18 protein-coding genes are annotated in these 20,004 nt (G+C 59.2%); 7 read left to right on the top strand and 11 right to left on the bottom strand.

Going from position 1 to position 20,004, the window contains the following annotated elements:
• Positions 1–55: 55 nt before the first annotated feature.
• The 7 genes from CKW16_RS06725 to gcl all read right to left on the bottom strand — a co-directional run bounded on the left by CKW16_RS06725 (position 56) and on the right by gcl (position 8,518).
• On the bottom strand, positions 56–880 hold the full coding sequence (locus tag CKW16_RS06725) for an ion transporter (protein ID WP_095127747.1): 825 nt from the start codon (positions 878–880) through the stop codon (positions 56–58).
• Between the two features lie 21 nt (positions 881–901).
• A complete protein-coding gene (locus CKW16_RS06720; protein WP_095127746.1) occupies positions 902–1,816 on the bottom strand; it encodes an urea transporter in 915 nt (304 codons plus the stop codon).
• A 116-nt stretch (positions 1,817–1,932) separates the two neighbouring features.
• Positions 1,933–3,348 carry a pyruvate kinase gene (pyk, locus tag CKW16_RS06715; RefSeq protein WP_095127745.1) on the bottom strand — a complete coding sequence of 472 codons (1,416 nt, stop codon included), beginning with the start codon at positions 3,346–3,348 and terminating at the stop codon, positions 1,933–1,935.
• On the bottom strand, positions 3,338–4,618 hold the full coding sequence (locus CKW16_RS06710; RefSeq protein WP_095127744.1) for a glycerate kinase: 1,281 nt from the start codon (positions 4,616–4,618) through the stop codon (positions 3,338–3,340). Before CKW16_RS06710 ends, pyk begins: the two co-directional genes overlap by 11 nt.
• A gap of 154 nt (positions 4,619–4,772) precedes the next feature.
• Positions 4,773–5,663, bottom strand: coding sequence for a 2-hydroxy-3-oxopropionate reductase (locus CKW16_RS06705; protein ID WP_095127743.1), 891 nt, complete (start codon positions 5,661–5,663; stop codon positions 4,773–4,775).
• 152 nt (positions 5,664–5,815) lie between these two features.
• Positions 5,816–6,598: a hydroxypyruvate isomerase gene (hyi, locus tag CKW16_RS06700; protein ID WP_046046339.1), complete on the bottom strand. Its 783-nt coding sequence runs from the start codon at positions 6,596–6,598 to the stop codon at positions 5,816–5,818.
• Positions 6,599–6,742: 144 nt separating this feature from the next.
• The gene (gene gcl / locus CKW16_RS06695) at positions 6,743–8,518 is read right to left on the bottom strand and encodes a glyoxylate carboligase (RefSeq protein ID WP_008145572.1); all 1,776 of its coding nucleotides are present in this window, start codon (positions 8,516–8,518) and stop codon (positions 6,743–6,745) included.
• 266 nt (positions 8,519–8,784) lie between these two features.
• Here gcl and CKW16_RS06690 point away from each other — a divergent pair, with 266 nt between their 5' ends.
• Entirely contained in the window at positions 8,785–9,225 is a 441-nt protein-coding gene (locus tag CKW16_RS06690) for a heme-binding protein (RefSeq protein ID WP_095127742.1), read from the top strand.
• Positions 9,226–9,440: 215 nt separating this feature from the next.
• Positions 9,441–9,899, top strand: coding sequence for a transposase (locus tag CKW16_RS06685; RefSeq protein ID WP_095127741.1), 459 nt, complete (start codon positions 9,441–9,443; stop codon positions 9,897–9,899).
• 113 nt (positions 9,900–10,012) lie between these two features.
• On the opposite strand, the gene CKW16_RS06680 is transcribed toward CKW16_RS06685, so the two are convergent.
• On the bottom strand, positions 10,013–10,618 hold the full coding sequence (locus CKW16_RS06680) for a TetR/AcrR family transcriptional regulator (RefSeq protein WP_095127740.1): 606 nt from the start codon (positions 10,616–10,618) through the stop codon (positions 10,013–10,015).
• Between the two features lie 134 nt (positions 10,619–10,752).
• Between CKW16_RS06680 and CKW16_RS06675 the strand changes: the two genes are divergently transcribed.
• A complete protein-coding gene (locus tag CKW16_RS06675; protein WP_095127739.1) occupies positions 10,753–11,667 on the top strand; it encodes a DUF808 domain-containing protein in 915 nt (304 codons plus the stop codon).
• 176 nt (positions 11,668–11,843) lie between these two features.
• Here CKW16_RS06675 and CKW16_RS06670 read toward each other — a convergent pair whose 3' ends face one another.
• Complete coding sequence (locus tag CKW16_RS06670; RefSeq protein WP_095127738.1) at positions 11,844–12,632, bottom strand: VacJ family lipoprotein; 789 nt, start codon at positions 12,630–12,632, stop codon at positions 11,844–11,846.
• Positions 12,625–13,923 carry a serine/threonine protein kinase gene (locus tag CKW16_RS06665; RefSeq protein ID WP_095127737.1) on the bottom strand — a complete coding sequence of 433 codons (1,299 nt, stop codon included), beginning with the start codon at positions 13,921–13,923 and terminating at the stop codon, positions 12,625–12,627. The genes CKW16_RS06670 and CKW16_RS06665 overlap by 8 nt, the downstream gene beginning before the upstream one ends.
• Positions 13,924–14,147: 224 nt before the next feature.
• Here CKW16_RS06665 and CKW16_RS06660 point away from each other — a divergent pair, with 224 nt between their 5' ends.
• Positions 14,148–14,516, top strand: coding sequence for a hypothetical protein (locus tag CKW16_RS06660; protein ID WP_095127736.1), 369 nt, complete (start codon positions 14,148–14,150; stop codon positions 14,514–14,516).
• A 129-nt stretch (positions 14,517–14,645) separates the two neighbouring features.
• Here CKW16_RS06660 and CKW16_RS06655 read toward each other — a convergent pair whose 3' ends face one another.
• Positions 14,646–16,241: a beta (1-6) glucans synthase gene (locus tag CKW16_RS06655; RefSeq protein ID WP_095127735.1), complete on the bottom strand. Its 1,596-nt coding sequence runs from the start codon at positions 16,239–16,241 to the stop codon at positions 14,646–14,648.
• A 300-nt stretch (positions 16,242–16,541) separates the two neighbouring features.
• Between CKW16_RS06655 and CKW16_RS06645 the strand changes: the two genes are divergently transcribed.
• From CKW16_RS06645 to CKW16_RS06635, 3 genes are all read left to right on the top strand, one after another.
• Positions 16,542–17,393 carry a glycine betaine ABC transporter substrate-binding protein gene (locus CKW16_RS06645; RefSeq protein WP_095127734.1) on the top strand — a complete coding sequence of 284 codons (852 nt, stop codon included), beginning with the start codon at positions 16,542–16,544 and terminating at the stop codon, positions 17,391–17,393.
• 250 nt (positions 17,394–17,643) lie between these two features.
• Entirely contained in the window at positions 17,644–17,955 is a 312-nt protein-coding gene (locus CKW16_RS06640; protein WP_095127733.1) for a DUF485 domain-containing protein, read from the top strand.
• Positions 17,952–19,610 carry a cation acetate symporter gene (locus CKW16_RS06635; protein WP_095127732.1) on the top strand — a complete coding sequence of 553 codons (1,659 nt, stop codon included), beginning with the start codon at positions 17,952–17,954 and terminating at the stop codon, positions 19,608–19,610. Before CKW16_RS06640 ends, CKW16_RS06635 begins: the two co-directional genes overlap by 4 nt.
• Positions 19,611–20,004 lie beyond the last annotated feature (394 nt).

Genomic DNA, 20,004 nt, shown 5'->3' with positions numbered 1-20,004 from the left:
GCCAGCGACTATAGCCGGGCTCGCATAGTCCTTTAAAGATTAAAAAGCACTTTGCTTATTCCAGTTTCTTGAATAACTGATTACCGCACCGAGAACAAAACGCGGCACCCGCTTCGTGGCTGTTTTTCTTGCACACCGGGCAATCGGTTTGCAGTTGCTCGCCACGCATGGCGTTGGCCAGTTCGGCGGTAAAAATCCCCGTCGGCACGGCGATGATCGAGTAACCCGTGATCATAACCAGTGACGAAATCACCTGACCCAGCGGCGTTTTAGGCACGATGTCGCCGAAGCCCACGGTGGTCAGCGTGACGATAGCCCAATAGATGCCTTTGGGAATGCTGGTGAAGCCGTGCTCCGGGCCTTCGATCACGTACATCAGCGTACCGAACACCGTCACCAGGGTGCAGACGCTGACCAGAAACACCACGATCTTCTGCTTGCTGCCGCGCAATGCGGACATCAGATAGTTGGCTTGCTTCAGATACGGGCTGAGCTTGAGTACGCGGAAAATCCGCAGCATCCGAATGATCCGGATAATCAGCAGGTACTGCGCATCGGCGTAATACAGCGCAAGAATGCCGGGCACGATCGCCAGCAAATCCACCAGTCCATAAAAGCTGAACGCATAGCGCAACGGCTTGGGTGAGCAGTACAGCCGCAGGCCGTATTCGATGGCGAAGATGACCGTGAAGCCCCACTCGATGTACGCCAGCACGTTGGCGTAGTTCTGGTGAATGGAGTCGATGCTGTCGAGCATCACGATCACAATGCTGGCGAGGATGATCAACAGCAGGATGCCGTCGAAGCGCCGGCCGGCCTTGGTGTCGCTCTGGAAAACCATGACGTAAAGCTCTTCACGCCAGTTTTTGCTGCTGTCCATGGATACCGCCTGAACCAATGATCAGCGAAGCCTAGGTTGATTCTCCTCCAGAGTGCAAGGCGTACGGGCGACAGTGGTCTTGCCGAGCATTTGAACAATCGTACGGATCAGCCAGCAGGAGAGGATGAACGGCGCGGTCAGCGTTGGCAGACCGATGGCGGCAAACACTGGCGTCAGCAATAGCGCTGATGCAATACCGACCAGTGGCAGCCACGGCTTCTGGCGCTGTGAGCTGAAGGCGAGGGCGGCGAGTACGGCGTTATAGCCACCGAGGCCGATCAATGCAGTATAGAAGTCGTGCTGCAGCATGCTCCAGCCCATGCCCGCGGCAGACGCCAACAACGCCCAGCAGAATGCGCGGCGATCAGCGATCAGCAAACCCACGGCAATCAGCGCACCGGCCAGCGGATGACCGAGGAACATCACCTGGCCAAGGCCTTTGAGTGGTGCGGTGAGCATGTTCAGTGTGTTGATTTCGATCAAGTGCGTATTTGTCGAGGGCGTGGCGAAGCACAGCAGCAACCAGCCCAGCCCCACGAAGGGCGCCGTATAGGCAGGCAGGTATTGGCTGACCCGGACGCGTTTGAGCCACTGTTGAGTGAACATCGCGCTCAGGCCGCCCGCGGCAATGATTAGCGGCGGCGACATCGCTGACCACGGGAAGTAGAGGCTCAGCAGCAAACCGAGCAAAACACCGTTGTAACTGAAGAGCCCGGCCTGTCGATCGGCCTTGGCATAGCCACGTCGTTGCGCGGTGAGCAACCCGGCGACACCGCCCAGCAGTGCACCGCCGAGCAGGGCGGGCGCGGTGAAAAGAATGGCCAACAGGCACAGCAGACCGCACAGCGGATGACGCTGGAGGAAGATCTGGCTGAAGCCGTTGAGCAGGGCAGTCGCCCAGTCGGGGCAGTGGGTGTTGAAGTGGTTGGCAGGCATTTTTTATCTGTGTGTCAAAGGGACCGAGTTGCCTGCATCGCGAGCAAGCTCGGCTCCTACAGGTCCTCCACGAACCGTAGGAGCCGAGCTTGCTCGCGATGAGGCCGGTACAGGCGCTAAATCAATGTTTCGATACGCAGTGAATTAGTCGAACCCGGCTGCCCAAACGGCACACCCGCCGTGATCAATAACGTGTCGCCACGCTTGGCCATGCCCTGCGCCTGGGCAATCTCCAGCGCCGTCGAGCACACCTCATCCACCTGCCGCAGCCGATCATTGACCACCGAGTGCACACCCCACGCCACCGTCAACCGGCGAGCGGTTTGCAGGTTCGGCGTCAGGTTGAGGATTGGCACCGTCGGCCGTTCCCGCGCCGCACGCAAACTCGAGGTGCCGGACTCGCTGTAATTCACCAGCACCGCCACCGGCAGCACATTGCTGATGCGACGAATCGCGCAGCTGATCGCATCGGAAACAGTCGCCTCAGCCTTTGGTCGGCTGACGTCCAGTTGCGCCTGATAGTCCGGGCCGTTTTCCACCTGACGAATGATCTTGCTCATCATCTGCACAGCTTCCAGCGGGTACTCACCGGACGCGGTTTCCGCCGACAACATCACCGCGTCCGCACCTTCGGCCACGGCGTTGGCAACATCGGTCACCTCGGCACGGGTCGGGGCAGGGGAGAAGCGCATCGACTCGAGCATCTGGGTCGCCACCACCACCGGTTTGCCGAGCTGACGGCAGATGGTGATGATGTTTTTCTGAATCTGCGGCACGCTTTCGGCGGGCACTTCCACGCCCAGGTCACCGCGAGCGACCATGATCGCATCGCTCAACTCAGCGATTTCGCGCAGTTGCGTCACGGCCGATGGCTTCTCGATCTTAGCCATCAAAAACGCTTTGTCGCCGATCAGATCGCGCGCCTCGCGAATGTCTTCCGGGCGCTGCACAAACGACAGTGCGACCCAGTCCACACCCAGCTCCAGACCGAAACTCAAATCGCGACGGTCCTTGGCGGTCAGCGGGCTCAGTTCCAGCACCGCTTGCGGCACGTTCACACCTTTGCGGTCCGAGAGTTCGCCGCCATTGAGCACGGTGGTGTCGATGGCGTCGGAGTACTTGGTGACCACGCGAAGACGCAGCTTGCCGTCGTCCAGCAGCAGGTCCATGCCCGGTTCGAGTGCGGCGATGATTTCCGGGTGAGGCAGGTTGACCCGGCGTTCATCGCCCGGCGTCGGGTCAAGGTCCAGGCGTAGTGCCTGACCGCGATGCAATTGCACCTTGCCTTCGGCGAATTTGCCGACCCGCAGTTTCGGGCCTTGCAGGTCCATCAGAATGCCCAGCGGATAATTCAGCTGGCGCTCGACTTCACGAATCCACTGATAGCGCTGAGCGTGGTCGGCGTGATCGCCATGGCTGAAGTTCAGGCGAAAGATGTTGACCCCGGCCTGCACCAACTCACGGATGTCGTCGATCCCGTTAGTGGCAGGACCGAGGGTGGCGAGGATTTTAACCTTCTTGTCAGGCGTCATTTTTAGGGCTCTCGAGAATCAGGATGGCACGGAAGTCGTTGACGTTGGTGCGGGTCGGCTCAGTGACGATCAGCGCGTCCAGCGCTTCGAAATAGCCGTAGCCATTGTTGTTGTCCAACTCGTCGCTGGCGCTCAGGCCCAGGGCTGCGGCGCGGGCGTAGCTGTCCGGGGTCATGATTGCGCCGGCGTTGTCTTCGGAGCCATCGATGCCATCGGTGTCGCCGGCCAGCGCGTAGACGCCGGGCAGGCCTTTGAGGCTGTCGGTCAGGCTCAGCAGGAATTCGGCGTTGCGTCCGCCACGGCCATTGCCGCGCACGGTGACCGTGGTTTCGCCGCCCGAGAGGATTACGCAGGGCGCCGCCAGTGGCTGACCGTACAGCACGACCTGACGGGCGATACCGGCATGAACCTTGGCCACATCGCGAGATTCGCCTTCCAGGTCGCCGAGGATCAGCGGGCTGAAACCGGCCTGACGCGCTTTCACCGCAGCGGCTTCAAGCGACTGCTGCGGGCGGGCGATCAGCTGGAAGTGACTGCGCGCCAGGCTCGGATCGCCGGGTTTGACTGTCTCTGATTCCGGGCTCTGCAGCCAGTTGCGCACCGAGACCGGGACTTCAATGGCGTAACGCTTGAGGATCGCCAGGGCTTCGGCGGAGGTGCTTGGGTCAGCCACGGTGGGGCCGGAGGCGATGACCGTGGCGAGGTCGCCCGGTACATCGGAAATCGCATAGGTATAAACAGTGGCAGGCCAGCAGGCTTTGCCGAGACGGCCGCCCTTGATCGCCGAGAGGTGCTTGCGCACGCAGTTCATCTCGCCGATGGTGGCGCCGGATTTGAGCAGGGCTTTGTTGATCGACTGCTTGTCGGCCAGGGTGATACCGGCCGCGGGCAACGCCAGCAGGGCAGAGCCACCGCCCGAGAGCAGGAAGATCACGCGGTCGTCTTCGGTCAGATTGCTGACCAGTTCCAACACGCGTTTGGCGACTGCCAGACCGGCAGCATCGGGCACCGGGTGAGCGGCTTCGACCACTTCGATTTTTTCACACGGGGCGCCGTGACCGTAACGCGTCACCACTAAACCTGATACTTCACCCTGCCAGCAACGCTCCACCACTTGAGCCATGGCCGCGGCGGCTTTGCCGGCACCGATGACAATCACCCGACCGCTGCGGTCTTTGGGCAAATGGGCTTCGAGGACTTGCTGCGGATGGGCCGCGTCGATAGCTGTGGCAAACAGCTCGCGCAGGAATTGTTGCGGATTGACCGACATGGCGGGCTCCCGGATTTCTTGTTATTGGAGGGCGACTCGGTTCCCTGTGGGAGCGGGCTTGCTCGCGAAGGCGGCTTCACATTCAACAGAGATGTTGACTGACACACCGCTTTCGCGAGCAAGCCCGCTCCCACAGGGTTTTGTGCGGGGCTGCTTAGTTATCGCGAATCGAGAAATTCGCCATGTGTTCCAGGCCCTTGATCAGCGCCGAGTGGTCCCAGTTGCTGCCGCCGATCGCCGCGCAGGTGCTGAACACTTGCTGGGTGTTGGCGGTGTTCGGCAGGTTGATGCCCAGTTCGCGTGCGCCGGCCAGGGCCAGGTTCAGGTCCTTCTGGTGCAGGCTGATGCGGAAGCCTGGGTCGAAGGTGCCTTTGATCATGCGCTCGCCGTGCACTTCGAGGATCTTCGAGGATGCGAAACCGCCCATCAGCGCTTCACGGACCTTGGCTGGATCGGCACCGTTTTTCGACGCAAACAGCAGGGCTTCGGCCACGGCCTGGATGTTCAGCGCCACGATGATCTGGTTAGCCACTTTGGCGGTTTGACCGTCGCCGTTACCGCCCACCAGGGTGATGTTTTTGCCCATCGCCTGGAACAGCGGCAGAACGCGTTCGAAGGCATCGGCATCGCCGCCGACCATGATGCTCAGGGTTGCGGCCTTGGCGCCGACTTCACCGCCAGACACTGGCGCGTCGAGGTACTGAGCGCCTTTTTCGTTGATTTTGGCAGCGAAGGCTTTGGTGGCGGTTGGCGAGATCGAGCTCATGTCGATCACGACTTTGCCTTTGCCAACACCGGCTGCAACACCGTCGGCGCGGAACAGCACGTCATCGACCTGCGGGGTATCCGGGACCATGACGATAATGAATTCGGCTTCTTGCGCGACTTCTTTCGGGTTCGCCAGGGCGACGGCGCCACCGGCAATCAGGTCAGCAGGAGCAGGGTCGTGGTGCGCCGACAGGAACAGGCTGTGACCGGCTTTCTGCAGGTTCAACGCCATTGGGTGGCCCATGATGCCGGTGCCGATAAATCCGATTTTAGCCATGAGAAAATCCTCTTGTTTTGTGTTGCTCGCAAGCAAATAGGGGAGCGCTTTGTGTGGGAGCGGGCTTGCTCGCGAATGCGGTGTGTCAGTCGACGTGAATGCTGAATGACACACCGCATTCGCGAGCAAGCCCGCTCCCACAGGGATCTGCGTCAGATTGCGTTATGGGTTTTGAGCCAGCCCAAACCCGCTTCAGTGGTGGTCAGCGGCTTGTATTCGCAGCCAACCCAACCCTGATAACCGATGCGGTCCAGGTGTTCGAACAGGAAGCGGTAGTTGATTTCACCGGTGCCTGGTTCGTTGCGCCCAGGGTTATCGGCCAACTGGATGTGGTTGATCTCGCCCAGGTGCGCAGCCATGGTGCGGGCCAGGTCGCCCTCCATGATTTGCATGTGGTAGATGTCGTATTGCAGGAACAGGTTGGCGCTGCCGACCTGTTCGCGAATCGACAGGGCTTGCGCCGTGTTGTTCAGGTAGAAACCCGGGATGTCGCGGGTATTGATCGCTTCCATCACCAGTTTGATGCCCGCCGCTTGCAGCTTGTCGGCGGCGTATTTGAGGTTGGCGACGAAGGTTTTTTCCACGGTGGCATCGTCGATGCCTTGTGGACGAATACCGGCCAGGCAGTTGACCTGGGTGTTGCCCAACACTTTCGCGTAAGCAATCGCCAGGTCGACACCGGCACGGAACTCTTCAACCCGGTCCGGCAGGCACGCGATACCGCGTTCGCCCTTGGCCCAGTCACCGGCCGGCAGGTTGAACAGCACCTGGGTCAAGCCATTGGCATCGAGCTTGGCTTTGATCTCGGCAGAGCTGAAGTCGTAAGGGAACAGGTATTCGACACCACTGAAGCCGGCCTTGGCGGCAGCTTCAAAACGGGCAAGAAAATCCTGCTCGGTGAACAGCATGGACAGGTTGGCTGCGAAACGCGGCATGGTGGTCTCCCGTTAAAAATATGTACCTGTAGCAGCTGCCGAGGCACGAGGCTGCGTTGGGCTGCGAAGCGGCCCCCGACGGCGGTCCTGCGGACACGCAACGCAGCCTCGTTCCTCGACAGCTGCTACAGGTATCAGGTCAACTTAATCGAGCAACGAAATCGCCGTTGGCGCATCGTTGCCGACCAGCGCCAGGTCTTCGAATTCGTTGACGGCGTTGATCTCGGTGCCCATGGAAATGTTGGTCACACGCTCCAGAATAATCTCGACGATGACCGGCACCTTGAACTCTTCGATCAGCTCCTGAGCCCGGCGCAGGGCAGGCTGGATCTGGCTCGGTTCGAACACACGCAGCGCCTTGCAGCCCAGGCCTTCGGCGACCGCGACGTGGTCGACACCGTAACCGTTGAGTTCCGGAGCGTTCAGGTTGTCGAAGGACAGCTGCACGCAGTAGTCCATGTCGAAACCGCGCTGGGCCTGACGAATCAGCCCCAGGTACGAGTTGTTCACCACCACGTGGATGTACGGCAGCTTGAACTGCGCGCCCACCGCCAATTCTTCGATCATGAACTGGAAGTCATAGTCGCCCGACAGCGCCACAACTTTACGGGTCGGATCAGCCTTGACCACGCCCAGCGCTGCCGGAATGGTCCAGCCCAGAGGACCTGCCTGACCGCAGTTGATCCAGTGACGCGGTTTGTAGACGTGCAGGAACTGCGCGCCGGCAATCTGCGACAGACCGATGGTGCTGACGTAGCACGTGTCTTTGCCGAACACCTGGTTCATTTCTTCGTAAACGCGTTGCGGCTTGACCGGCACGTTGTCGAAGTGAGTCTTGCGCTGCAGGCTGGATTTGCGCTGCTGGCAGTCTTGCAACCAGGCGCTGCGGTTTTTCAGCTTGCCGGCGGCTTGCCATTCGCGAGCGACTTCGATGAACACGGTCAGCGCGGCAGCGGCGTCGGAAACGATGCCCAGGTCCGGGGTGAACACGCGGCCGATCTGGGTCGGTTCGATGTCAACGTGAATGAACTTGCGGCCTTCGGTGTAAACGTCGATCGAACCGGTGTGACGGTTGGCCCAACGGTTACCGACACCCAGCACCAGGTCGGATTTGAGCATCGTGGCGTTGCCGTAGCGGTGCGAGGTTTGCAGACCGACCATGCCGACCATCAACGGGTGATCGTCCGGAATGGTGCCCCAGCCCATCAGGGTCGGGACCACCGGAATACCAGTCAGTTCGGCGAATTCCACCAGCAACTCGCTGGCGTCGGCATTGATGATGCCGCCACCGGCCACCAGCAACGGACGCTCGGCCTGGTCGAGCATGGCCAGCGCCTTCTCGATTTGCACGCGGTTAGCGGTTGGCTTGGCCAGCGGCAGTGGTTCGTAGGCGTCGATGTCGAATTCGATTTCAGCCATCTGCACGTCAAACGGCAGATCGATCAGCACCGGGCCTGGACGGCCAGAGCGCATTTCGTAGAAGGCTTTCTGGAACGCGTAAGGCACCTGACCCGGTTCCATGACGGTGGTTGCCCACTTGGTCACTGGCTTGACGATCGAGGTGATGTCGACAGCCTGGAAGTCTTCCTTGTGCATACGGGCGCGGGGTGCCTGGCCGGTAATGCAAAGAATCGGGATCGAGTCGGCCGAGGCGCTGTAGAGCCCGGTGACCATGTCGGTACCGGCAGGTCCCGAAGTGCCGATGCACACGCCGATGTTGCCGGCCTTGGTGCGGGTGTAGCCCTCGGCCATGTGCGAGGCGCCTTCAACGTGGCGAGCAAGGACGTGATCGATGCCACCGACCTTCTGCAAGGCGGAGTACAGCGGGTTGATCGCGGCGCCGGGGATGCCAAAAGCGGTATCAACCCCTTCACGGCGCATCACCAGAACGGCGGCTTCGATTGCTCTCATTTTGCTCATGGTTTTGTGCCTCTTACGTTTTGTAATTGTATACAAGTGGCTTTGCGCAGAGTGTATTCACGGCGGACGGCGCAGGTCAATCCATTTTCTCAAGCGGCCGTTTCATTCGTCGGAAGCCCGATCTACTGTGGCTTTTCGTCGCATGTGGCGCTTTTCGAAAATTATTGTATACAAAAAAATAACTCATTGTGTTCTATTTGTTGCATCGGACTTCTGAACAAAACGCAGTCCAGCAGCTTTCCCTATAACAAAATGAGGACGGCACCATGAGCGCTTTAACCTTGAAAGTCGCAGTCAACCTGGCCAATCAGGCTATTTCCGCAGGGCGTGCAATCTCGGCGGCTCCATTGACCATCGCAGTACTGGATGCGGGTGGACACTTGGTCACCCTGCAGCGTGAAGACGGCGCGAGCCTGCTGCGCCCGCAGATCGCTATCGGCAAAGCCTGGGGCGCCATCGCCCTGGGCAAAGGCTCACGCCTGCTGGCGCTGGACGCACAACAACGACCGGCGTTTATCGCCGCTTTGAACAGTCTGGGGCAGGGCAGCGTTGTGCCGGCACCGGGCGGTGTATTGATTCGGGATCAGGACGGGAACGTGCTGGGGGCTGTTGGTATCAGCGGTGACCTTTCCGATGTTGATGAGCAATGTGCGATCAACGCGATTGAGGCGTTGGGGTTGCAGGCGGATGCTGGGGTGACTGCTTGATTTTGTAGTGACTGATCTACCGCTTTCGCGAGCAAGCCCGCTCCCACATTGGTTCGGTGGTAGACACAAAATGTCTGAACACCGCCAACCCACTGTGGGAGCGGGCTTGCTCGCGAAGGCAATCTCCCGGGCACATCCAGCTAAAAGTCCGCCCCTCAGTCTTCAATTCACTGATCTAGCCTTTTCATGAATTCATCCATGAGAGAGGCAAAGGAATGCCTGAGCTGTCAGCTTCGCACCGTCTGCGCATCGGCCGATATGCCGAGCAAAACCGCATCTATCTTCTGACTGCCAATACCCTCAAACGAGAGCCTGTTTTCAGGGATTACACCTTGGGCAGGATGGTCGTACAGCAATTCAAACAAGCTCAGGAGCAAGGTTTTGCTGATTCTTTGGCCTTTGTCGTTATGCCCGATCATTTTCACTGGTTGATTCAGCTACAAAGAGGGTCGCTGGGGCAATTGATGTGCCAGACCAAATCGTTGAGTACTCGATCTATCAATGCGGTGACCGGCAGGGCAGGCAGTCTTTGGCAGCAGAGCTTTCATGATCATGCGGTGCGGCGAGAGGAGGATTTGGTGAAGCTTGCTCGATATGTTGTCGCCAACCCATTGCGGGCGGGGCTGGTGGAGAAGCTTGGCGACTATCCGCTTTGGGACGCCATTTGGTTTTAGTCTCAGGACTGCGTTGCCCCCTTCGCGAGCAAGCCCGCTCCCACAGGAGATTTGTGAACGCCAGAATTCCAATGTGGGAGCGGGCTTGCTCGCGAAGAGGGCGCAGCGGTGTATCAGTCCGGCTCACACCCTTTAAGCACCAACCGGATAATCGTCTGCGCCGCCGCTTCATAGTCGGCCTCATCGAGCTTGGCCTTTCCGGTCACCGCGGAAATCTGCCAGTCGAAGTCGGCATAGGTCTGGGTCGCGGCCCAGATGCTGAACATCAGGTGGTTGGGGTCTATCGGGGCAATCTGGCCGCAGTCGATCCAGGTCTGGATGCAGTCGATGTTGTGCTTGGCCTGGCCGTTGAGCCGTTCAACCAGATCGGCGCTCAGGTGCGGCGCGCCATGCATGATTTCACTGGCGAACACCTTGGAGGCGAAGGGCAGGTCGCGGGAGATGCGGATTTTCGAGCGGATGTAGCCGCTCAGCACTTCACTGGGCACGCCGTCGGCGTTGAACGGTGTCGAGGCCTGCAGAATCGGTTCGATGATGCTTTCCAGGACCTCGCGGTAGAGGTTTTCCTTGGATTTGAAGTAGTAGTAGACGTTGGGCTTGGGCAATCCCGCCTTGGCTGCGATGTCACTGGTTTTGGTCGCAGCGAAGCCCTTGTCGGCAAATTCTTCACTGGCGGCACGCAGGATCAGTTCTTTGTTGCGCTCGCGGATGGTGCTCATAAACCAGGGGGTTCCTTGCCTGTTCTGGCGGTTGCGCATGGTAGCACCGGCCTCGCGCGGCGCTCAAGAATGCCCCATGGGGCACCCGGCCGCGTTATGCTGCGCGGCATCCATTCAAGAAGGAAGCCTGATTCATGGCAGGAAGCAGTTTACTGTTGCTGATCGACGACATCGCCGCGGTACTCGACGATGTGGCGTTGATGACCAAAATGGCCGCCAAGAAGACTGCCGGCGTGCTCGGCGACGATCTGGCGCTCAATGCCCAACAGGTTTCCGGTGTGCGTGCCGAGCGGGAAATCCCGGTGGTGTGGGCAGTGGCCAAGGGCTCGTTTCTCAACAAGCTGATCCTGGTGCCCTCGGCGTTGGCCATCAGCGCGTTCATTCCCTGGCTGGTCACGCCGTTGTTGATGATCGGCGGCGCTTACCTGTGTTTCGAAGGTTTCGAAAAACTGGCCCATAAATTCCTGCACAGCAAGGCTGAAGACCAGGCTGAGCATGCAGAGCTGGTCGAGGCCGTGGCTGATCCGGCGGTCGATCTGGTGGCGTTCGAGCAGGACAAGATCAAAGGCGCCATCCGCACCGACTTCATTCTCTCTGCAGAAATCATCGCAATCACCCTGGGCACCGTGGCGGATGCCTCGCTGACCCAACAAGTCATCGTGCTTTCGGGCATTGCCATCGTCATGACCATCGGCGTGTATGGCCTGGTGGCCGGCATCGTCAAACTCGACGACCTCGGCCTGTGGCTGACTCAGAAGCCTGGACAGATGGCCAAAAGCATCGGCGGCGGAATCCTGCGTGCTGCTCCGTACATGATGAAAAGCCTGTCGGTGATCGGCACGGCGGCGATGTTCCTGGTGGGCGGCGGAATTCTCACCCACGGCGTGCCGGTGGTTCATCACTGGATTGAGAGTGTCAGCGCAGGGGCGGGCGGTGCCGGGTTTGTCGTGCCGACGTTGCTGAATGCAGTGGCGGGGATTGTGGCGGGGGCGGTGGTGTTGGCCGGCGTGATGGCTGCGAGCAAAATCTGGCGTGCAGTCAAAAGCTGAACCTGTAGGAGCTGAGCTTGCTCGCGATGAGGCCATAACATTCAACATCTATGTCGGCTGTTACGCCGCCATCGCGAGCAAGCTCGGCTCCTACAGGAGAGGGTGGTGTCTGATCCATCGGGCATGAAAAAGGCCATTCGATTCGCATCGAATGGCCTTTTTTGTTGCCGATGGAGTTACTCGGCGATCTGCAACTTGCGCGATTCGGTGTACACGTAGCGCACTTTCTCGTACTCGAACGGCGAGTTCAGCTGGCCATAGCGGAAGCTGTTCTGGTAACGCTTGTCGACGCCGCGCAGTAGCCAGACCTCAGGATGGTTGGAGCTGACCTCGGAGACGTTCAGGAAGTTGATCGCCGATTCCGCGCTGAAGTCCACCACCAGGCCGCCGGTGTCGCGGATGTTCGAAGGACCGAGGATTGGCAATACGAAGTAGGCGCCGCTGGGCACACCGTAGAAACCCAGCGTCTGGCCGAAGTCTTCGCTCTGGCGCGGTAGCCCCATGGCGGTGGCCGGGTCCCACAGGCCGGCGATGCCGACGGTGGTGTTGAGGAGCAGGCGCGCGGTGGTTTCCATCGAGCGCTGACCTTTGAACTGCAGCAGGCTGTTCAACAGGTTCGGCACGTCACCGAGGTTGTTGAAGAAGTTGCTGACGCCAGTGCGCAGGAAGCTCGGCGTGATGTAGCGATAGCCATCGACCACTGGTAGGAACACCCATTGGTCGAAGCGGTAGTTGAAGTGGTAGACGCGGCGGTTCCACTCTTCCAGCGGGTCGTAGATGTTCAGCGCGTTAAGCGTCGAGCGTTCGAACTCGCGCTGATCCAGCCCCGGGTTGAATTTGAGTTTGCTCAGCGGCTCCTTGAAGCCGTCACTGTCGATCACAACCGGTGCGTTGGCTTTGCTGTTGTCGGCATTGGCGACGCCTGCGCAGAGTAGCGCTGCGATAAGCAGGAGGTATTTAGCCACGGAAGAACTCCAGCATGGCGTCGCTGTTGACGCGGTAATTCAGGTTGCCGCAATGGCCGCCCAGTGGATAAACGGTCAAGCGATCGCCAAAGGTCTTGCGCAGGAAACCAAGGTCGCCAGGGCCGAGAATCACGTCGTCGGCGTTGTGCATGACGGCGATTTTCGGGCTGTCGTGCAGGTAATCCTTGAGCGCGTACAAACTGACCTGGTCGATCAGTTGCAGCAGGCTGCCGCCGTCGGTGCGGGCGCGCCACATCGGAATGACCTGTTCGGTGATGTAGCAGTCGAAGTCGCACTGCAGCGCGCGTTTGAGGAACGGCGTGAGGGTGGTGCCTTCGGTGATCGGGTATTTCGGTGGAGTGATCAGACCGCGACGGTTGATCAGGTCCGAGGTGAAGGCAATGTCGGCTGCCGAGAAGCGGAACGAGGTGCCGATCAGCATGGCCATCTGTTCATTGCTCAGGTGTTGCTTGGACTGCTGGAAGTCGTAGAGCAGCGCATCGTTGAGGTCGATGTAGCCTTTCTGCTGGAAGTAGCGGGTCAGTTTGTCCAGCACCAGTTCATAGAACGTTGTGCTGTTGTTGATGCCTTTGACCTCGGTCTGGACCAGCTTGTCCAGATTGGTAATCGAGGTGTAGAGGTTGACCGGCGGGTTGAGCAGCAAGACTTTCTTGAAGTTGAAGCTGCGGCGGGTTTCATCCAGGTGCGCGACGAACGCCGCATCCAGGGCGCCCAGGCTGTAGCCGGTCAGGTAGTAATCGGTAACGTTCACATTCGGGTTTTGTGCCCGCACGGCCTGCATCACCCGGTACATGTCTTCGGCATCTTCCTTGGTGATACCAGGTGTGGCAAAGCGTGAGGCGGCGCTCATGAAGTCGAAGCTGGTGGGCGATGAAAGTTGCACCACGTGGTAGCCGGCCTTGTAGTAGAGCTTCTTCAGGTATTCGTTATGGCTGCTGTCATAGCGCGCGCCGGTGCCGGCGATCAGGAAAATCAGCGGAGCGGCTTTATCCTGGATGGCGATGCGGTAGGTGAGTTTCTTCACCGGCCAGAAGTTGTCCGGCAAATCGAATTCACGCTCCGGGCGTAACCTGACGCTGCGGGTTTCCTGATCGATGTCATCGTCCAGCGGCAAGTCCGGACGGAGGTCCGGCGGTGTCGTCGCGATGGTCGCCTCGAACGGGTTGGTCAAGGGGTAGCCATAGCTGGCAGCGTCGATATCGACGGCCAGTGCGGACGCACTCAAAATAAGGCCGCCAAACAGGGCGGCGAAGCGCAAGGAACGGAGCATGACTAGATCCCTTAGAGAAAGGTGCCAAATGAAGTTCGCAGGCTATGACCACGGGGTTTGCGCCAAAGTGCCATGGATCGGCACCAATCAGGCCTAATTTCGGAGTAATAGTAGCTGGACGATACACTTTGCAGCGATTTCGTGACCAATTATCTCTTACACGCGTTTGCTTACCGCTGGCGGGGGATTAAGCTGGCCGCCGTTTTCGTTTATTGGAGTGCTTCATGTCCCGCCGTCTGCCTGTGATTCTGCTGCTCGTTCTCCTGCCGTTATGGCTGGCCGCCAGTTATGGCGCGCGTTATGGCTTTATGGAGGATGCTCAATGGGTCGGCATCTGCGTGGACGAAGCGAGCCGCTGGGAATGCCAGGTTCGTTCGAGCCTGGGCCTGATGATTCACTTCAACGTCTTGGGCTTCGCGGCATTGGCGGCAGCCGTTATCGGGTTTGTGCTACCGGGCCGGGCAGGGTGGTGGTTGGCCGTGCTGGCGCTGGTGTTCGGGTTTCCGGCGCTGGCGTTGTACAACACGACTTTGGCTGTTTTTGCGGTGGTGATTGCTGGATTGCGGTTGGTTCGAGCGTCTCGTAGCGCCTGACAGTCAGCCTTCGTGGGCAAGTCGGGTCGCCGCATCGCTCGCTCCTACAATGGATCACATGAACCTTGTAGGAGCGAGCGATGCGGCGACCCGACTTGCCCGCGAAGAGGCCGGTAGCCGCAATGAAGATTACCCCTTGCGAACCCGCAAACTGCGCCACAACGCTGCAACCATCAACACACTCACCAGCGCCCAACCCCAGGCCTGCTGATTCTGCAACCCTTCACGATACAGCTGCGGCGCAATGCCGGCACCGATGATGAAAGTCAGCAGGGCAATCTCCCGACGCGGCACGCTCACCGGGCGGCATAGATAGACCAGCGCCGGCAGGATGAATGCAACACTCGGGAAGCTGCGATAACGCGGATCGAACACCAGCTCCAGCATCGTCACCGCAGCGGCAAACCCGGCCACAGCGAGCAACCAGCCCGCCCGACGTTCCAGCGCATTGAACGCCCGTTCACGCCAGCCAGTGCGAGCGCTCAGGGTCAGTGCCGCATGGGCCAGCACCAACACGTTCAACGCCGTCAGCAAAGCGACCCATAACCATTCACTGGTAAACCGCGTGGTGACGCGGGCCAGATCGCCCCAGGCGCCGATCGAGCAAGCGGCCAGCGCACCCAGCAGCGGTAGAACCAATGCTGCGCGAGTGCTGCGGACACGTCCACCGAGGATGAGTGTGCCGAGGAAGATCAAACCACCCACCACCAGCCACTGCGTCCAGTAAGGCACGTTCGACACCGGACCGGAGAGCACGCCCTTGTCCTGGCGATCGGCATCGAACAGCCCCCAGTAACCACCGACCGCACCTTCGCTGGCGCGTTTCCACGGCTGGTCGAAGGCTTCGATCAGGTTGTAATGCCAGCCTTGCTGCTCCGCCATGATGACAAAAGCGCGAATGAACTTGGCTTCATTGACCCGGCTCGGCAGGGCCGTTTCACGCTGACGGCCTTCACTCGGCCAGCCGGTTTCGCCAATCATCACGTCCTTGGGCGCGAACTTGTTGCCGAACACCTGACGTACTTCGGCCACATGCTGCAGGGCTGCATCGATATTCGACGGGTCATCTTCCCAGTAAGGCAACAAATGGATGGTCAGGAAATCCACCGTCGGGGCAACTTCCGGGTGCTTGAGCCAGAACTCCCAGACGTCGGCGTAAGTGACAGGCTGTTTGACCTGGCTTTTGACTTTGTTAATGAGCTTGGCTAACTGCGCACCGGTGATTTCCTTGCGCAACAGGGTTTCGTTGCCGACGATTACCGAGGTCACCACGTCCGCATTGGCGTTGGCCGAGGCGATCAGTAGGTCGACTTCCTTGGCGGTATCCACCGGGTTGCTATTGACCCAGGCGCCGATCATCAACTTCAACCCGTGCTTGCGCGCCAGGTCGGGCAGGGCTTCGAGACCGGTCATGGAATAGGTGCGGATGCATTCGAAGCTTTTGGCCAGCAGCGCGAGGTCGGCGTCCATGCGCTCGGGGCGCAGCTTGAACGGCTGATCGAACGGCGATTGGTCCTTGTCGAACGGGGTGTAGGAGGCGCATTGCAACTTGTGCGTCGCACTGGCCACGTCCGGCAGTAGCACCGGTTTGCCGAGGCCATACCAGAAGCCACCCAGGGCAAAAAGCCCCAGCAGGCAGGCGAATAGATAAGCAAAAAAAGGAAAGCGGGATGTCGCGGGCATGGTCAGGCCGTCTGGGAGCAAAGCCGCGCATGTTACCTTCATTTGCCACGTGCTTGGTGGCCTGCATACTTTTGACATGCAAAGTTTGGGCGGATTGGCGGGCGGACTTCCGGTGGTCTAAATTAATGGCGTTCTGATGTCGTTTCTCGATGCCTTGAGGTCGCTGGCAGAGAAGGTCGCCAGTGTCGTGAGGTTGATTATCGACGCGTCAGTGCTCTCATAGATAAATCGCGCTGATGTTCGGATGAGTTTGCGGTGGGCGTGATGGGCGCGCTGTGCACCATAACAATACGTTGACGCGACTCGGCATCCGTCGAGCGCAGCACTTTCGGGGAAGTAACGATGAAGATGCGACGACTCTTGGGCGCAGGTGCCGCTTTGGTGCTGGCGATCAGTTCTACTGTAGCCAGTGCCGAAGGCAAGGCAGTGACTATCGGTTATGTCGACGGCTGGTCGGACAGTGTCGCCACGACCAACGTGGCCGCTGAAGTGATCAGGCAGAAACTCGGTTATGACGTGAAACTGCAAGCAGTTGCCACCGGGATCATGTGGCAGGGTGTGGCTACTGGCAAACTCGATGCCATGATGTCTGCGTGGCTGCCTGTGACTCATGGTGAATACTGGACCAAGAATAAAGATCAAGTCGTCGATTACGGTCCGAACTTCAAGGACGCGAGAATTGGCCTGATCGTGCCGGAGTACGTCAAAGCCAAAAGTATTGCCGATCTGAAAACCGACGACAGCTTTAAAAATCGTATCGTCGGCATCGACGCCGGTTCAGGCGTGATGCTCAAGTCCGAGCAGGCCATCAAGGACTACGATCTGACCGGCTATCAACTCAAGGCCAGTTCCGGCGCCGGCATGATCGCCGAGCTGACCCGTGCCGAGAAGAAAAACGAATCCATTGCCGTCACCGGCTGGGTGCCGCACTGGATGTTCGCCAAGTGGAAACTGCGCTTCCTGGACGACCCGAAAGGCGTTTATGGCGCGGCTGAAACCGTAAACAACATCGGCAGCAAAGAACTGGCAACCAAGGCTCCGGAAGTTGCCAAGTTCCTGAAGAACTTCCAGTGGGCGTCGAAAGACGAAATCGGCGAAGTCATGTTGGCGATTCAGGATGGCGCCAAACCTGAAGCCGCCGCCAAGGATTGGGTGGCCAAACACCCGGAACGTGTTGCAGATTGGACCAAATGATTTGAGCTGACGCGTCTGGTCAGCACTTCTCAAGGCCCCTTGGCAGTTATGCCAAGGGGCTTTTTGCTTTTCTGTAGGAGCACGGCTTGCCGGCGATGGCGCCCTCAAGATTGCCATCGCCGGCAAGCCGTGCTCCTACAGGAAGCAAAACTGTCATGTCGTTCTAATACTAAGGTCGTCTGGAACCAGTTCCGTAGCCGCATAGAGTGGATAACGTTCCAACTTCATCTGTGCTGCGAGGATAAAAACAATGAACGACAGCATTTACCTCTCGATTCAAAACAGCCCGCGCTTCAAGGAGCTGGTTAGTAAGCGAGAAAAGTTCGCCTGGATTCTTTCGGCGATCATGCTTGGGCTTTACTCCGGATTCATCCTTTTGATTGCTTACGGGCCGCATATTCTGGGCGCGAAAATCAGCCCTGAGTCATCGATTACCTGGGGCATACCGATCGGCGTCGGGCTGATTCTCTCGGCCTTCGTCCTGACTGCAATCTACGTACGACGCGCCAATGGCGAATTCGACGACCTGAACAATGCGATTCTCAAGGAGGCTCAGCAATGATCCGGCGTCTATTGGCTCTATTGAGTGTTGCAGCATTCGCACCGGGTGCCTGGGCGGCTGACGCCCTGACTGGCGCCGTCCAAAAACAACCGCTTAACGTCGCCGCGATCCTGATGTTCGTGGCGTTCGTCGGCGCGACTTTGTATATCACCTACTGGGCCTCCAAGAAAAACAACTCGGCGGCCGACTACTATGCGGCCGGCGGCAAGATCACCGGTTTCCAGAACGGTCTGGCGATTGCCGGTGACTACATGTCCGCGGCGTCCTTCCTGGGTATTTCCGCCCTGGTGTTCACCTCCGGCTACGACGGCCTGATCTACTCGATCGGCTTCCTGGTGGGCTGGCCGATCATTCTGTTCCTGATCGCCGAGCGCCTGCGTAACCTGGGTAAATACACCTTTGCCGACGTGGCGTCCTACCGCCTTGGGCAAACCCAGATTCGCTCGCTGTCCGCTTGCGGTTCGCTGGTGGTGGTAGCGTTCTACCTGATCGCGCAAATGGTGGGTGCCGGCAAGCTGATCCAGTTGCTGTTCGGTCTGGATTACCACATAGCGGTGATCCTGGTCGGTGTCCTGATGTGCCTGTACGTGCTGTTCGGCGGCATGCTGGCGACCACTTGGGTGCAAATCATCAAGGCGGTGCTGTTGCTGTCCGGCGCTTCGTTCATGGCGCTGATGGTGATGAAGTACGTCAACTTCGACTTCAACACGCTGTTCTCCGAGGCGATCAAGGTTCACGCCAAAGGCGAAGCGATCATGAGCCCCGGCGGTCTGGTGAAAGACCCAGTCTCGGCGTTCTCCCTTGGCCTGGCACTGATGTTCGGTACCGCTGGCCTGCCGCACATCCTGATGCGCTTCTTCACCGTGAGCGACGCAAAAGAAGCTCGCAAGAGCGTGCTGTATGCAACCGGCTTCATTGGCTACTTCTATATCCTGACCTTCATCATCGGCTTCGGCGCGATCCTGCTGGTCAGCACCAACCCGGCCTTTAAAGATGCGGCTGGCGCGCTGTTGGGCGGCAACAACATGGCGGCGGTGCACCTGGCCAACGCGGTGGGTGGCAGTATTTTCCTGGGCTTCATCTCGGCGGTAGCGTTCGCAACCATTCTGGCGGTAGTAGCCGGTCTGACCCTGGCCGGTGCTTCGGCGGTGTCTCACGACCTGTATGCCAGCGTGATCAAGAAAGGCAAGGCTAACGAGAAGGACGAGATCCGTGTCTCGAAAATCACCACTATCGCTTTGGCGGTGCTGGCGATCGGTCTGGGCATTCTGTTCGAAAGCCAGAACATCGCGTTCATGGTGGGCCTTGCGTTCTCCATCGCGGCGAGCTGTAACTTCCCGGTGCTGCTGCTTTCCATGTACTGGAAGAAGCTGACCACTCGCGGTGCGATGATCGGTGGCTGGTTGGGTCTGATCAGTGCCGTTGGCTTGATGGTGCTTGGGCCAACCATCTGGGTGCAGATCCTGCATCACGAGAAGGCTATCTTCCCGTATGAGTACCCGGCGCTGTTCTCGATGATCATTGCCTTTGTAGGGATCTGGTTCTTCTCGATCACTGACAAGTCCAAGGCGGCTGACAATGAGCGAGCGCTGTTCTACCCGCAATTTGTTCGTTCGCAGACGGGCTTGGGGGCAAGTGGGGCGGTTGCTCACTAAGGCTTCAGGCTTGCATATATAAGCTGCGTTAAACAGAAATGCCCCGGTCGAGAGATCGGGGCATTTTTTGTTGGGCGGTTTGATTGTGTACATATCCGTTGCTGCGGTAACGGCAGCTATCGGTTTCGCTTTTACAGCGAGTCACTTGGAAGAGCCCCAAGTAACCAAGGGCTCTTGCCCCTGACGTTCGGTGCCTCGCCTAGGCTCGGCATGCCCTCGCTCCGGTCCTGCTCCGTGGGCCCGCCGCCATCGGCCATCCATGGCCGGGGGCGGCTAACCCGGCATCCATGCCGGGTTGCCCACTGCGCAGAACCTCCACTCGGCCTCTCGATGGGGCGGTGCATCAAGATCAAAAGCTGCAGGCGAGCTAACGCTCGGCCTGTTGAGTGGTGAG

The organism is Pseudomonas sp. Irchel s3h14 (genome assembly GCF_900187425.1).
Taxonomy (GTDB): Bacteria; Pseudomonadota; Gammaproteobacteria; order Pseudomonadales; family Pseudomonadaceae; genus Aquipseudomonas.
The sequence above is the reverse complement of the archived record's forward strand: the minus strand, read 5'-3'. Positions and strand labels throughout refer to the sequence as shown.